Here is a 13,781-nt window from a genome sequence, read left to right as displayed (position 1 = left end):
TTTTAAGTTGTTGCATTTGATTGAGCGTGTTTCTTTTGAAGAATAAATAATCTTATCGATAAACACAGTGCTCCAGCTGCTAGACCTGCTATAAGTCCGATCCAATATCCAAATGCACCAAGTGTAGAATACGTAGCCAATATATAACCAAGTGGTAAACCAATAATCCAATAAGAAATAAAGGACATAATTAATGTCACATTTACGTCTTTATATCCTCTTAAAGCTCCCTGAATGGGTGCTTGAATCGCATCAGATAACTGAAAAAAGATGGCATAGATTAGAAAATGCTGTGTTAGCTTTAAAACATCTACATCTGTAGTATATAAAGCTGCAACCTGTTCTCTGAAGAAGAAAATAAATGCAGAGCTAATGACAGAGACAATCACTGCAACAGCAATCCCTAAATAACTGTACACTTTAGCATCTTGATATCGCTTTGATCCAACCTCATAACCAACGACAATAGTAAGGGCCATTGAGACAGCCAATGGAATCATATAAAGAAATGAAGCGAAATTCAAGGCAGCTTGGTGAGACGCGATTGTTATTGTATTAAACGTGCTCATAAATAAAGTAACTGCAGCAAAAATACTTGTTTCAAAGAAAATTGAGAATCCAATTGGGACACCGATTTTTAAGATTTCTTTCCATTTTGTAATCGATAAACGCTGAAATGTACTAAAGATTCGATATTTCGAAAATGGAGTTATTTTATAAATAATAAAAATTGAAATGGCCGTAATACACCAATAAGTTATCGCTGTTGCATATCCTGCACCAATTCCACCTAATTTAGGGAAGCCTAACTTACCAAAGATCAATAAGTAATTAAATAAAGCATTGATTGGAAGAGCAATTAACGTAATAATCATGGTTACTCTCGTTTGAGCAAGGGCATCCATGAAAGCACGGAGAACATTATAAACAAATAATGGAATAATTCCAAAAGATAAACCAATTAAATAATGTTTTGCTATATGATGTACTTCTGGATCTAGCTTCATAAATTCTAAGATTGGATTTAAGACAATTGCCCCAACTATGACGACAATAATTGCAATGACAATAGATAAGTAAATCCCTTGCACGACTGAATGAGGGACATCCTTTGTTTTCTTGGCACCTATTAAATGAGCAACAATTGGAGTGATCGCTAATAGGATTCCACTTAAACCGGTAAAAACAGGTACCCAAAGGCTTGAGCCAATTGCCACCCCTGCAAGGTCTTTAGCACTTGCACGACCTGACATCGTAACATCAAAGAAATTCATCGCAAATAAGCCAAGTTGCGTAATTAAAATCGGTACTAGGATTTTTAAAAATAATGATCCTTTATGTTTTAAAGAAAAAGTTTGCTCCATGATCATAACCTCAAAATATGTATTTTTTTGTAACTAATGAATTATAACATAATTTCTTAACAAACCAACTATTTCGTATAGCGAAAAAAATAAAATGTTGATATGATAAAATGGAAAATTATATTTACTTAGGAACGGAGCAACTTCATATGTGGAAAAACAGAAATGTTTGGATTATTTTAATGGGTGAATTTATTGCGGGGTTAGGACTATGGATTGGAATCATTGGCAACTTAGAATTTATGCAGCAGTATGTTCCCTCTGATTTTCATAAATCTTTAATTCTATTCACAGGACTTTTAGCTGGAGTATTAGTTGGTCCACTTGCTGGTAGGGTAATTGATTCGAAAAATAAGAAAAAAGTCTTACTCTACTCTGGTTTTGGTAGAATGTTAAGTGTTAGCTTTATGTTCCTTGCCATTCATCAAGGTGAAATTATATGGATGGTCTTATTTATGATTGCTCTCCAACTATCAGCTGCGTTTTATTTTCCAGCTTTGCAGTCTGTGATTCCATTAGTCGTTAAGGATAAGCAACTTTTACAAATGAATGGTTTGCATATGAATGTGTCAACAGTGGCACGAGTACTAGGAACAGCTGTTGCTGGTGCGATGCTGGTTGTAATGAGTCTAAATTCTCTTTACTTATTATCAATGATTGCTTATGGTTTATTATTTCTATCAACCTATTTATTAAATGTCGAAGAAGAAGACAAACAATCTCACAACACAGAAACAAATAAAAAGAAATCAAGCTTCACTGAAATCATTCCGATTTTAAAAGGATTACCGATTGCCATGATGGCGCTTATTCTAACATGTGTACCTTTATTATTCCTTGGTGGAATTAATTTAATGGTCATTAATATTAGTGAATTACAAGATGACTCAACAATCAAAGGCTTATTATATGCTGCAGAAGGCATTTGTTTTATGGTAGGAACTTTTTTAGTTAAATATATTTCTGAGGGTAAAAATCAAGTGAAACTGATGTTCATCTTTGCGTTCATAATTGCCATTTCTGAGTTGATGTTATTCTTTGCAGATGTTAAAATCATGTCTCTACTTTCATTTGCTCTTTTAGGACTAGGATTAGGCTGTTTCTTTCCTATTGCTGCAACGATTTTCCAAACGAAAATCCCTAAGGAATTTCATGGGAGATTCTTTTCCTTTAGGAATATGCTCGACCGAGTGTTGTTCCAAATCGTGTTATTAGGTACAGGTTTATTTCTTGATACAATCGGTCTTCAAAAGATGGTTCTTGTATTTGGAGGGCTTTCGCTTTTAATTGTTGTTATTTTTGGGTTAAGATATATGAAGACTCCAATTATTGAAGAAACATTAGAAACAAATAAAGGTGCTAACATATAAAATGTTGACTATAAAGGACGTTATGTCCTTTTCTTTATGTCATACATTCTAGGAGTATGAAATTGAAAATAATATGAAGACTATGATATGAAGGGAGCGAATATAGATGAACATGTTATTTACAGATAGCGATTTAGATGGCTTAGGTTGTGGCTTACTTGCGAAAATTGCATTTGGTGAAAAGGTCAATGTTGCATATTGTTCTTATCGAAATTTAAATGAGCGAGTAACTAGATTCATTAATAATCAAGAAAATAAAAATGCTAAAGTATACATAACTGATTTAGCTGTAAATAAAGAGGTTGAAAAAAAACTGGAGGCAAGGTTCAAGAATCAATCACATGTACAAATGATTGATCATCATGTAACTGCCATGCATTTTAATGATTATAAATGGGGATTTGTTAAACCAGAATATGAAACTGGAAAGAAAACAGCTGCTACTTCTTTATTCTATGAGTTTTTAATTGAACATGAAATGATCAAAGCAACAAAGGCATTAGACGAATTCGTAGAACTTGTTAGACAGTATGATACATGGGAATGGGAAGCAAATGATAATAAAGATGCTAAAAGACTAAATGATTTATTCTTTATCCTTGGATTAGAGCATTTCGAAAAAGAGATGCTTGAGCGTGTAAAGAATCCTAATGGCTTTTCACTGTCTGATAAAGAAGAATTAATTTTGGATTTAGAGGATAAGAAGATTGAACGATATATATTCTCTAAAAACAGACAAATGACTCAAATCTTTGTAGATCACTATTGTGTTGGTATTATTCATGCGGAACAGTATTTATCTGAGTTAGGTAATGCTCTTGCAAAGCTTAATCCCCATATTGACCTCATTGCAATGGTGAATGTAGGAACAAAGAAAATTGGTTTCCGTACCATCTATGATGAGGTGGATGTTTCGAAGTTTGCCCAAAAATTCGGTGGTGGAGGTCATCCAAAGGCTTCGGGTTGTAGTCTAGATGATGAAACTTTTCTACTTTTCGTTCAAAATGTATTTCCAATCCCATCTCTTAAATTAGATGCTCTTAAGAATGAATTGAATCAACGAGGATTGAAGAATGGCTCGTTATATACGAATAAACAAGATGATAAATCATACGTGTTTTATCATGAGCAACAACAAACTTGGATGATTTATCATAATCATCAATTAATAAACCAACTTTTCAGCACATTTGAAGACGCTGAAAGATATATCAAAAGACAATATGCAACAGGATTGGCATTTGACAATGATTTAATTCATTTCTTAGCTGATGTCCTTAAGAAGAAAGACCAGGAAATTAGATCTGCTTTAAATAAAAATAGAGATGCAGTCATTTCGCAGTTTATTAAAGAAGGGGAAACAACTAAATGAGTTTGAATATAGAAACATTAAATCTTCCTATAGTAATTAAGGAGAAGATACAAGAACGTAAAGAAAAATTCTCTTCAATTGAAGACAATTTACTAGTTGGTACTGGTGGCTACACTGCAGCAAATCCGGCAATTATAATTGATGCCATCATTGCATTGTCACTTGGGAAAAATGTCTTGCTTAAAGGGCCAACTGGATCTGGAAAGACAAAGCTTGCAGAAACACTTTCTACAATCTTTGCTCAACCAATGTATAGCATCAACTGTTCGGTTGATTTAGATGCAGAGGCACTTTTAGGGTTTAAAACAATCAATGAGAATGCAGGGAAAACGTCAATTGAATTCGTTCCTGGGCCTGTCATTAATTCAATGACAAAGGGCTATTTACTTTATATAGATGAAATTAATATGGCAAAGCCTGAGACATTACCGATATTAAATGGAGTCCTCGATTATCGTAAAATGATTACGAATCCATTTACGGGAGAAGTAGTAAAGGCAGCTAATGAATTTGGGGTTATTGCAGCAATTAATGAGGGCTATGTAGGTACGGTCCCATTAAATGAGGCATTGAAAAATAGATTTGTTGTGATTGATGTTCCTTATATCCAGGGAGATACACTAAAACAAGTGTTAACTGAACAATCCATTCTCAAGGATGAAAAATTAATCAATAAATTCGTTGCCTTATCAGGTGATTTAATAACACTTGTACAAAATGGTCATTTATCAGAAGAAGCAGCCTCCATTCGTGCATTAATTGATACATGTGATCTTGCTGCTTATCTACCGCCATTACGTGCAATTAAAAGAGGAATTATTGAAAAATTAGAGGATGATCGAGAAAAAGCAGCCATTGATAATATCGCAGAAACGTTATTTGACTAGAGGGGTATGGCTATATGAGATTCATTCAATTTAATGATAAGAAGATCGATTCTTTTTTATTTATGCAGCTATCCGATCTAGCAAAGACATTATCAAAAAATGGTCAAATTGAAGTTGAATTTGGGTATAAGTCATACTATGATCCATTACTTTCAAAAATTATCTTAAGTCATTTTTGGGATAACCGTTCATTTGATGAAAAGGTTCAAGGATTGAAAAGCGATGTTTATTTGAGAAGTATTGGAAGCAAGAATTATACCGATTTTGCAGAAATATCGAAGTTTCTTCGCTATACAAGACAATCAACTTTACCTAGTTTGGCTAAACAGCTTTTCATGATCATTGAAGATTTAAGACTTGAAGAATTATGTAAGATGGAACGTCCAGGTACAAAATCTATATTTGCAACTAGAAATAAAGTATATCGTAAATATTTTCAAGATCAGTTGAATGTCAATTTAACAAAAAGTGTCTATACAGATGCGCTTTTTAACTCGATTTATTTAATGGTTACTTCTGTATCACCACTGGATGAGACTCCATCTATTCAACACGAAATTGACTTGTTATACCCTTTTCTACGAATGGAGCTCGTTAAAGCATATGATGCAAATACAACCAAAGATGTTGTGAAAATTTGCAAGACAATCATTGAAGTTCTAGAAGATGTTCTTGAAAATGACATGTTAAATACTTATTTTCATTTACCTGAACTCGACTATGATGAATTAGAATTGATTGATTTAAATGATCTTACCCGTAAAAAGAAATTAAAGAATGATGACAAACTTGATGATGTGGCTGATGGGGATGAAGATGTCCATAATGATGTATTACCAACCTGGCATCAGGAAACAAGTAAACCAACAAAAAGCTTTTTACAATTTGATCTTGAGCAAGGGACAGGAACAAATATATTAGGTGAGACTGCTAGAGAAGGGGAAGCTGGAGATCAAGCGCTTGGAATTGTACAGGGATCTTCTAAGAAAAGTAAGAATCACGATTTTTCTAATGTGGAGGCCATGGAGGTTCAACATGATGCCCTAGAGGGTACAGACGATGCTAGATATGGTAAGGAAAATCGATTTGCTATTCCAATGTTCGTAGAGTCACAAAGACCTGATCCTTCTGAAATAGAAGAATACTTACAAAATAAAGCACAAATCGCCCCGTATCAAAAAAAGTTAAAGCAAATCATACTTAAGACATTAGAGCATAAAAAAATATTGCCTAGAACAAACCTTCATTTTGGTCGTCTAAGTAAAAAACTAATACCGCTTTTTGTTGATGACAATCCACGCATGTTCTATAAAAAAGATCAAACGTCACCTGAAATTGATGCAGTATTTAGCTTGTTAGTTGATTGCTCTGCATCCATGCATGATAAAATGGAGCAAACAAAGTTAGGAATAACACTTTTTCATGAAGCATTAAAGTCGGTACGAGTACCACATAAAATCACAGGGTTTTGGGAGGATACGAACGACGCAACAGAAACAAATCAGCCCAACTATTTCTTCAACACCATTGACTTTCATACTTCCCTCCTTCATCAAAGTGGACCGGAAATTATGCAGCTTAGTCCAGAGGAAGATAATCGGGACGGTTTTTCGATTCGAGTGATTACTGAGGAGTTAGTGAAAAGAAGAACTGAAAAGCAGAAGTTTTTAATTGTGTTTTCCGATGGTGAACCTGCTGCTTTTAGTTATGAGGAAAATGGAATTGTTGATACTCATGAAGCGGTTATAGAGGCTAGAAAGCAAGGAATAGAAGTGTTAAATGTATTTTTAGCTAATGGCGAGATTGATGAAGGGCAACAAAAGACAATACAAAACATATACGGCAAATATAGTATTCTTGTTCAGGATATCAATGAACTTCCTGACATTCTATTCCCATTACTTAAAAAACTGTTATTAAAAAGTATTTAAACAAACACCTAGTGACAAGTAATCACTAGGTGTTTGTATTGTCTAATAAATTGCTTTTAATTGATAAGATTCCTAGTATGAATGTACTAATCTATTCATAAGATGAAGTATGTTGTTCGATGGAGGGATGAGTATGGTAGAAAATAAGAATGAAGTAAAGGCATATTCAATCACTGAAAAGCTATTAGCAAGATACTATCATTTAAACGAACTAGAAAAGGACATCGAGAAAGAAATGAAAGAAATCAAGAAGGTCTTTCACTTATATTTTGATGAGATTAATGGTCAAAATGAGAAAGGCGAATTTATTTTAGGTGATTATAAGGTTCAACGTCAAATTAGAACATCAGAAAATTATGATGAAGAAAAAACAGTATTACGATTAGAAAAGAAAAATCTAAATGATTGCATAAGGGTTGTTAAAAAACCTGATATTCAAAAAATAGAAGCTGCGATTACGTTAGGAATATTAGATTTGAATGATATAGAAGATTGTAAAACGCAAAAAATTGCCAAAGCAATTACCGTAAGAAAGGTATAAAAAAATAAGGGGTAACTGCCCCTTATTCTTAGTTTTTCAACATTTCATAGACTTCAGTATCTAATTTCTTTGCTAAATCTGCATTGTAAGTCTTTACATATTCAGGCTCAACGGTTATTTTTCCACCATAGAAAATAACATCCTCATAAGATTCTACTTTAACAGTGACTACACGATATTTCATCGTTTTTTCAATGATATCTGATACAGAAGCTTGCCCTTTAATTGAATAACAACTTCCTGCACCAATCACTCCAAGTGTAATTTCAGAATTAGCTTGAATATTTGTTACGCTCGTTCCTTTGTGTCCTAATGCAAATTTTATTACTTCGCCACCAGGGTGTGCTAGTAGCCAAGATACAATGCTTAGGTGTGGCTTTTGAGTTTCTGCATCCAATGTGATTAATGATACAACTTTTTCACCTTGTAACAGATCTATAAGTTCTTGATTTAATTTTTCCTGATTAGATTTACTCAAATGGAGTCCTCCTCTGACAGTCCTATGTAATATTTATTCTTGTAAATAAAGTATATACTACATAGATAGTGAAATAAAATGATTTAGCTTAACTTATTTGAGTATATAAGATAAAATAAGATAATATTCGAGAGAAGAGGTGATAAAGGATGATACATCAAACTTGGACTGAAAAAGAAACGATTAAACAAGTGAAATGCGTACATACAAATGCCGAAAAATATATGGTTAATCGAGCTTTAACAGTTGGGAAATCTTACGAATTAAAAAATGAAACAGAAGAGTTTTATTTCATTATTGATAACACTGGAAAAATTGGTGGTTATTATAAGGACTATTTCGAATAAAAAAAGTAGCCGATTGGCTACTTTACGTTTTGATTCATGTATTCATTAACTAATTCACTAATATATGAAGCTTCTTCTTCTTTAAAATAGAGTAATACTTGTTCTTCTGTTTCTTCACCATTTTCTTTTGCAATCGTGTTGCGATAGATAACGCCATCGCCTGTTTCTTGATCAATCCCAAGCTTATAGTAGATGGAATAATTCGCGGAATAGTCAGGATTATTGTCTTCTATGTGAATATACTTATCATTTGTAATCCACTCGATATGATCCTCATCCTCTGGAAAGAAGGTATCATCCATTTCATTGACGTCCTCTAAATCGTCAATTTCAACATCATATTCATCATCAAACATTTCTTCAGAATCACCATTCATTTCATCGATTTCATCAAGGTAATCGTGAAAAGATGCATGAATAAAGCTTAACATCTGATCTAAATTCCCAAACAAAACCTTCGCATGTAATTCTGCTTCATCATCGTAATGATAGGAATAGAATTCTTGATTAATGGGATCGAAGAATATGTAACAAAACTCATCAATTTCATCAGCATTACTTACAGAAAAGTTGAAAGTCGGATGTTGTTCAGTATGATCCGTATCAAATAAAATATCAACTTCTTCAAACCCTTCACATAAATCAGGTAAGCTGATTCTTACTGCATTTTCCATTCTGTAAAACCATTCTAGACTCATTAATGAGCACCTCACTTTTTTTAGGATCCTTCTTATTGTTACCTAAGAATTGGAAAGTTAATCTATTCACCTACCTGAAGCTTTTTTTATTCATCAATTTCTGGTATGATATGCTTGTCTAAGTTTAGGAGGTAGCATACTTGTTCGATAATGAAGAGTTATATAAAAAAGCAGAAGATTTTATTACAATTTGTTATGCTGAATTAAATAAAGGGGAAGAAGAACGACAAAAAAGAATGGAGCAAATCCATTCGGAAATTGTTAATACTGCAACTTACCTACATACATATGAAGAACTGGAGCATGGAGCAAAGATGGCATGGAGAAACAGTAATCGATGTATCGGTCGGCTATTCTGGAATTCTCTGACTGTCTTTGATAAGAGAAATCTACAAAGAGAAGAAGATGTATTCAACGCTCTATGTGAACATATTCAATTTGCAACCAATGGTGGAAAAGTTCTCCCAACAATCACCATTTTCCGGCAACAAACTAATACAACTAATAGTGTATATATATGGAACCATCAACTTATTCGCTATGCTGGATATGAGACAGAGCATGGGACGCTCGGTGATCCATCAAGTATTTCTTTAACGAAAAAATGCGAAGAACTTGGCTGGGAACGTGATGGGACAGATTATGACATACTACCAATAGTCATTGAAATAGATGGTCAAGCTCCAAAGCTATTCCAACTTCCTACAGAAATCATTTCAGAGGTTGATATTGTACATCCTCAGTTTGATTGGTTTAAAGAGCTTGGAGTTAAATGGTATGGGGTTCCATTTATTTCTGATATGGAGCTTGAAATTGGTGGGATTAGATATACTGCAGCACCATTTAATGGTTGGTATATGGGTACAGAAATTGGAGCCAGAAATTTAGCAGATCAAAAGCGTTACAATTTATTACCAATCATCGCAGATCATATGGAGCTAGATATGTCCTCTAATGCTTCTTTATGGAAGGATAAAGCATTACTTGAATTGAATATTGCTGTATTATATTCATATAAAAAAGTAGGGATAAGCATTGTTGATCATCATACAGCTGCCCAACAGTTTTCACATTTTGAAGAAAAAGAAAGAAAAGCAGATCGAGATTTAACTGGTGACTGGACATGGTTAATCCCGCCAATGTCACCAGCAGTGACACATATATTTCATACAAAATACAATAATAAGAAAAATAATCCAAATTATTACTATCGAAAAGTAAAGATATTTTAATGTTAATATACTGTAATAGATGAGTTAAATTTTTGGGCAAATTTGACTTTATAGGTTAAAATATAGTAACATTGATTTGGATAATAAATTTTGAAATAATTCACTTGTGATAAAGGGGAGCCAAAAAAACTCTTTATAACTTGTGAATTTTTCGTTTAGGAGTGATCATTTCATGGCATTTGGAAGAAAACCTGAAGTTGAAATTATCAAAGAAGATATTAAAGTTTGGGAATGTAGTTCAGATGAGTGTAATTGTTGGGTTCGAGATAATTTTAAAAGCAGTTCAGAAGAACCTACTTGTCCTATCTGTAATTCAGAAATGTCTGCTACTACCAAAAATTTGCAGGTCATTCAGAATCATGCCACGGCCAAATAATCACTCATTGTAGAGGAAATAATAAGCGACTTACTCGCAAATTGAGTAGGCCGCTTATTTTACCTCTTATTAATCAACTACAATATAAGCAATCATTGGACCATTTGTATTTGGATCCTGATGTGCTTCACAAATTAATCGGTATACTCCCTCTTTCTCAAATTTTAGAGTAACGATCGTTTCTTCCCCTTTTTTTACAGTACCTTTTACATCAGTACCTTCAATATAAAAGGGATGTTCGTGACCGCTTACGCCATAAATATTGATCGTAACTTCTTCACCCTTTGGAACTGTGATAGAACCTGGATCCCACCGGTAAGATTCAATTTCCTTCCCATTCTCCAGCTTGGATTTGAATTCACCAGTTACCATGTGAATGTCAAATTTCTTTCCGTTTTCTGGAGATACTGTCTGAACTGATTCGAGATTAAGAAATAGACCACCTGCAACAATAAGCGCAAATAGTATAACTCCTAAGTAAGCCCATTTTTTTCGCACAAAAATGAATCGCATGTTTTACCTCCTCGCAATTTACTTGTCCTTCTACTATATGCATACCCCCACATAGAACTTGTCTACTGTTTGAATTTTTTTGAAAAAAAATCAAAAAAAATGCCAACCCAATGGTTAGCAGAAAATAATTACTTAATTTCTTCCTTTTCTTTTTCTTCTTTTTTCTCTTTACTAATCGTAAGTCGTTGTACAAACGTCGGTTTAGATAGCATTCCATAAAGAAAATTAGATGATAGTTTGAAGTTTGCCTCTAGCTTTTCTAAGATGATGGCAACACGTTCAAAAAGAATTGATTTCAAATGGTCAAGCTGTCTAGATACTTTTTGAGTCAATGCTTCCTGATGTTCAATTCTCTCCATGAGTGTCTTATGAAAAGCTTCTTGAAGCTGTAGTTTTTCATTTAAAGCTTCGTAGAGATGCTCTTGCTGCTCTAATTGATTAATTAATTGCTTATTTTGTTCTTCAAATTGGTGTAGCTTATTAGAAATGGTTTGAGTTGATTGATCTTGAAAAGACAATTGATCAATAATTGCCTGATTAATTAATGATTCCTGTTTTAAGTTTTTTTCTATACTTACATTAAAATGATTTACTTTGTCTAATCCATTCATGATTTGTGCATAGTTATCATCTTGTTTTTGGATTTTTTCCATTAAAGGAATGATAAATTGTTCATGCTGTTGAAATTTCGAGGTGAGATCCTTTAAATATTTCATTTGCTGGCTTTTTGAATCATTTATTGTGACATTAACATCCTTTAAACCAAGTGTAATTTCGTTATTTAAAGATTGTTGCTTCGTCCAAAGTTCATTTAAATAATTTAAATGATATGAATGTTGGTTTGATGAAACTTGTTTGTTTAAGGATTCTTCGAACAATGTGGGTGGAGCCAGTTCATTTTGATTCTTCAATGGTAACACTCCTTATAAGCCATAGTTGATTTTTGTTATGTATATTACTGTATGAAAGTGGTCAACTATATGTTTCTGCTTTTAAGATGGAGTAAGATTTGTGGTTCTTAAAATATATTAATGGTTTCTAGTTTTCATGATTTTTTTAGGCTGTTTTCGTATATATTGTTGCTTGTGATACCGCAGCCTGAATACACTCCGCGTCCTGTGGGGTAACCGGTGAGCCTCCTCGTCGCTGGTGCTCCTGCGGGGTCTCACTTTGGCTACTAGTCCCACGGGAGTCTCCGTGTATTCAGACTGCTAGAAATCTATTCTCAATTAATTCACCTCAAAAAACAACAATCTTTGAGAAAACAGCCTTTTTTTTTAATAAGGAACTTAAGATGAGAATTGTTCTGAAAATAAATTATATTTATTAGGAAATAATAATATTGAAAAAGTTGAAAGGAAGGGATGTTATGTCCTTAGAATGGTTTGATCGTGTAAGTGAGGAGCTTCAAGATCATTTAGAGTCAATTTGTGATAAGTATGATCAAGTAGGACATATGTCCATTGATCGTGGTGCTAAACATCCTCGAATAGAATTCTTTGTTGAAACGTCTGATGATGGTGATAGAGATTATTTCTGCAGCCTATTTTTTGACCCATATAACGAAGAGTTTTACGTAGAGTCATATGATCTTGATTTGCAACAAGAGGCTAGAGCGATCCTGTTAGATATTGAGGATATCGTTGATTGTGTCCATGAAAGCTTTCATGAATACATGAGTGAAGATGAAAGTGATGAGGATGATTTCCTTGATACTGACGAAGATGATGAATTATACTTAGAAGATGATTCAAATCAAGGACCTGAGGTGTTTCAGGAAATTGATGTTGAATGGACTACCCCAGAGGTGACAGCCTATACTCATGCAGACGAGGTAGAAGTTACATACCAATTTGGTATTGTTCAGGAGACTGGTGATGGCGTGCTAAGACGTATCAATCGAGTAGTTACTACTGAAGATGATCTTATCGAAGATGAATCGAATTTTATCTTTAGCAAAGAGGAAGCAAGTACAATCATTGCATTAATTGCAACACATATGGACTCTTTGAGCGATTTTGATTTTGATCAGATAGACGGCTAAAAAGTAAGCTGACTTATTAAGTCAGCTTTACGTTATTTTAAGGGGGAACAAATGGGGGAAATATCAAAGCAAAGTTATATTGTTATGGACAGAGTTATTGAAAATAATCAACAAATAACAGTGCAAACTCGAAAAGAACTATACTTATATCATGAATCTATTGAGTCTAGTGATAATACATTTCTTTTAAGCAATGTATTAGATGTTTCCTATAAATCAGGCTCATCAAATTTTGGCGTGCTTTATTTACATACAATTCAAGGACTTTTTCCTTATCAGGTTGATACGGACCCTGCTGAATTCATTATGAAATATTACGAATTAAAAAAAAGGTAGCTTACATTTGTTTGCTGCTTTTTTTTGTTGATAATTCCGTCAATTTAGTATATTGTTAAAAACAATATTTTTTGTTTGGCTGTTTTCTCAAAGTTTGTTGTTTTTTGAGGTGAATTAATTGAGAATAGAATTCTAGCAGACTGAATACACGGGGGACTCCCGTGGGACTAGTTGATCCCACAGGACGCGGAGTGTATTCAGGCTGCGGTATCAAAAGCAACAATATATACGAAAGCAGCCTTTTGTTAAAAATCAAAAACGCTAGTAAAAGGGAGGAATTATATTGAGAAGT

The 13,781-nt window shown here is 33.5% G+C and carries 15 protein-coding genes; 10 read left to right on the top strand and 5 right to left on the bottom strand.

All coding sequences use genetic code 11. The features are described 5' to 3' along the window. Positions 1 to 2: 2 nt before the first annotated feature. Entirely contained in the window at positions 3 to 1,364 is a 1,362-nt protein-coding gene (locus F7888_RS03410; protein WP_191777195.1) for an MATE family efflux transporter, read from the bottom strand. Between the two features lie 149 nt (positions 1,365 to 1,513). On the opposite strand from F7888_RS03410, the gene F7888_RS03405 reads away from it, so the two are divergent. From F7888_RS03405 to F7888_RS03385, 5 genes are all read left to right on the top strand, one after another. Then, complete coding sequence (locus F7888_RS03405) at positions 1,514 to 2,734, top strand: MFS transporter (RefSeq protein WP_191777193.1); 1,221 nt, start codon at positions 1,514 to 1,516, stop codon at positions 2,732 to 2,734. A gap of 106 nt (positions 2,735 to 2,840) precedes the next feature. Beyond that, entirely contained in the window at positions 2,841 to 4,106 is a 1,266-nt protein-coding gene (locus F7888_RS03400; RefSeq protein WP_191777191.1) for a DHH family phosphoesterase, read from the top strand. Further along, a complete protein-coding gene (locus tag F7888_RS03395) occupies positions 4,103 to 4,993 on the top strand; it encodes an AAA family ATPase (protein ID WP_191777189.1) in 891 nt (296 codons plus the stop codon). Before F7888_RS03400 ends, F7888_RS03395 begins: the two co-directional genes overlap by 4 nt. Before the next feature lie 14 nt (positions 4,994 to 5,007). Further along, positions 5,008 to 6,924 carry a vWA domain-containing protein gene (locus tag F7888_RS03390; RefSeq protein ID WP_191777187.1) on the top strand — a complete coding sequence of 639 codons (1,917 nt, stop codon included), beginning with the start codon at positions 5,008 to 5,010 and terminating at the stop codon, positions 6,922 to 6,924. Between the two features lie 133 nt (positions 6,925 to 7,057). Beyond that, on the top strand, positions 7,058 to 7,465 hold the full coding sequence (locus F7888_RS03385; RefSeq protein WP_191777185.1) for a hypothetical protein: 408 nt from the start codon (positions 7,058 to 7,060) through the stop codon (positions 7,463 to 7,465). Positions 7,466 to 7,493: 28 nt separating this feature from the next. On the opposite strand, the gene F7888_RS03380 is transcribed toward F7888_RS03385, so the two are convergent. Then, the gene (locus F7888_RS03380; protein WP_191777183.1) at positions 7,494 to 7,943 is read right to left on the bottom strand and encodes a PNPOx family protein; all 450 of its coding nucleotides are present in this window, start codon (positions 7,941 to 7,943) and stop codon (positions 7,494 to 7,496) included. A 149-nt stretch (positions 7,944 to 8,092) separates the two neighbouring features. On the opposite strand from F7888_RS03380, the gene F7888_RS03375 reads away from it, so the two are divergent. Further along, positions 8,093 to 8,290 (top strand): DUF6501 family protein, encoded by a 198-nt coding sequence (locus F7888_RS03375; RefSeq protein WP_191777181.1) that lies wholly within the window; start codon positions 8,093 to 8,095, stop codon positions 8,288 to 8,290. Positions 8,291 to 8,307: 17 nt separating this feature from the next. Here F7888_RS03375 and F7888_RS03370 read toward each other — a convergent pair whose 3' ends face one another. Then, positions 8,308 to 8,988: a hypothetical protein gene (locus F7888_RS03370; RefSeq protein ID WP_191777180.1), complete on the bottom strand. Its 681-nt coding sequence runs from the start codon at positions 8,986 to 8,988 to the stop codon at positions 8,308 to 8,310. Between the two features lie 140 nt (positions 8,989 to 9,128). Between F7888_RS03370 and F7888_RS03365 the strand changes: the two genes are divergently transcribed. Beyond that, the gene (locus F7888_RS03365; RefSeq protein ID WP_191777179.1) at positions 9,129 to 10,220 is read left to right on the top strand and encodes a nitric oxide synthase oxygenase; all 1,092 of its coding nucleotides are present in this window, start codon (positions 9,129 to 9,131) and stop codon (positions 10,218 to 10,220) included. Between the two features lie 172 nt (positions 10,221 to 10,392). Beyond that, complete coding sequence (locus F7888_RS03360; protein WP_191777178.1) at positions 10,393 to 10,596, top strand: cold-shock protein; 204 nt, start codon at positions 10,393 to 10,395, stop codon at positions 10,594 to 10,596. A gap of 69 nt (positions 10,597 to 10,665) precedes the next feature. On the opposite strand, the gene F7888_RS03355 is transcribed toward F7888_RS03360, so the two are convergent. Then, a complete protein-coding gene (locus tag F7888_RS03355) occupies positions 10,666 to 11,109 on the bottom strand; it encodes a cupredoxin domain-containing protein (protein WP_191777177.1) in 444 nt (147 codons plus the stop codon). 128 nt (positions 11,110 to 11,237) lie between these two features. Next, the gene (locus F7888_RS03350) at positions 11,238 to 12,020 is read right to left on the bottom strand and encodes a hypothetical protein (RefSeq protein ID WP_191777176.1); all 783 of its coding nucleotides are present in this window, start codon (positions 12,018 to 12,020) and stop codon (positions 11,238 to 11,240) included. A 458-nt stretch (positions 12,021 to 12,478) separates the two neighbouring features. Here F7888_RS03350 and F7888_RS03345 point away from each other — a divergent pair, with 458 nt between their 5' ends. Both F7888_RS03345 and F7888_RS03340 read left to right on the top strand, forming a co-directional pair. Beyond that, positions 12,479 to 13,153, top strand: a complete 675-nt coding sequence (locus F7888_RS03345) for a hypothetical protein (RefSeq protein ID WP_191777175.1) — start codon at positions 12,479 to 12,481, stop codon at positions 13,151 to 13,153. 51 nt (positions 13,154 to 13,204) lie between these two features. Then, positions 13,205 to 13,489, top strand: coding sequence for a 3-isopropylmalate dehydratase (locus F7888_RS03340; RefSeq protein WP_191777174.1), 285 nt, complete (start codon positions 13,205 to 13,207; stop codon positions 13,487 to 13,489). Positions 13,490 to 13,781: the final 292 nt, after the last annotated feature.

Origin of the sequence: Litchfieldia stipae (genome assembly GCF_014837155.1) — a bacterium.
Lineage (GTDB): Bacteria > Bacillota > Bacilli > Bacillales > Bacillaceae_L > Litchfieldia.
This window is presented reverse-complemented; position numbering and strand designations above follow the sequence as displayed.

Coding starts and splice junctions, on each gene's coding strand:
- F7888_RS03360 (WP_191777178.1), top strand. CDS start 10,393: ATGGCATTTGGAAGAAAACCTGAAGTTGAAATTATCAAAGAAGATATT.
- F7888_RS03355 (WP_191777177.1), bottom strand. CDS start 11,109: ATGCGATTCATTTTTGTGCGAAAAAAATGGGCTTACTTAGGAGTTATA.
- F7888_RS03345 (WP_191777175.1), top strand. CDS start 12,479: ATGTCCTTAGAATGGTTTGATCGTGTAAGTGAGGAGCTTCAAGATCAT.
- F7888_RS03385 (WP_191777185.1), top strand. CDS start 7,058: ATGGTAGAAAATAAGAATGAAGTAAAGGCATATTCAATCACTGAAAAG.
- F7888_RS03395 (WP_191777189.1), top strand. CDS start 4,103: ATGAGTTTGAATATAGAAACATTAAATCTTCCTATAGTAATTAAGGAG.
- F7888_RS03390 (WP_191777187.1), top strand. CDS start 5,008: ATGAGATTCATTCAATTTAATGATAAGAAGATCGATTCTTTTTTATTT.
- F7888_RS03405 (WP_191777193.1), top strand. CDS start 1,514: ATGTGGAAAAACAGAAATGTTTGGATTATTTTAATGGGTGAATTTATT.
- F7888_RS03400 (WP_191777191.1), top strand. CDS start 2,841: ATGAACATGTTATTTACAGATAGCGATTTAGATGGCTTAGGTTGTGGC.
- F7888_RS03340 (WP_191777174.1), top strand. CDS start 13,205: ATGGGGGAAATATCAAAGCAAAGTTATATTGTTATGGACAGAGTTATT.
- F7888_RS03410 (WP_191777195.1), bottom strand. CDS start 1,364: ATGGAGCAAACTTTTTCTTTAAAACATAAAGGATCATTATTTTTAAAA.
- F7888_RS03370 (WP_191777180.1), bottom strand. CDS start 8,988: ATGAGTCTAGAATGGTTTTACAGAATGGAAAATGCAGTAAGAATCAGC.
- F7888_RS03375 (WP_191777181.1), top strand. CDS start 8,093: ATGATACATCAAACTTGGACTGAAAAAGAAACGATTAAACAAGTGAAA.